The sequence below is a fragment of the Campylobacter coli LMG 9860 genome, assembly GCF_000254135.1.
Classification (GTDB): Bacteria; Campylobacterota; Campylobacteria; order Campylobacterales; family Campylobacteraceae; genus Campylobacter_D; species Campylobacter_D coli.
The window spans coordinates 1-235 of record NZ_AINS01000014.1; the positions used below are offsets into that span (position 1 = coordinate 1).

At 32.8% G+C, this 235-nt stretch carries 1 protein-coding gene; it reads right to left on the minus strand.

The window, feature by feature from the left end; translation table 11 throughout:
- The coding region (locus CCO88_RS02635) for a Rha family transcriptional regulator (protein ID WP_002839274.1) at positions 1-235 on the minus strand (235 nt) is incomplete at both ends.

The following is a 235-nucleotide window of genomic DNA, read 5'->3' on the forward strand; positions in this document are numbered from 1 at the left end:
TTAAACCGCAATGCTTTTTTACCTGTTAAACCCATTGCCAAAAGAGAAAAGCCATCTTTTGTAAGTTGATAGTATGGGTATTTTTTTCCTCTACCTCTAAAACCCTCTATTTTTCGGTATTGAAATGATTCCGTAAAATTGCGGATACATTGCAAATCCCCTATTTCTCGTAAGTCGTTTAAAATATTTCTAATAGCTTTTAAAACATCATCATGTCTTTTCCCAAAAACCTTAG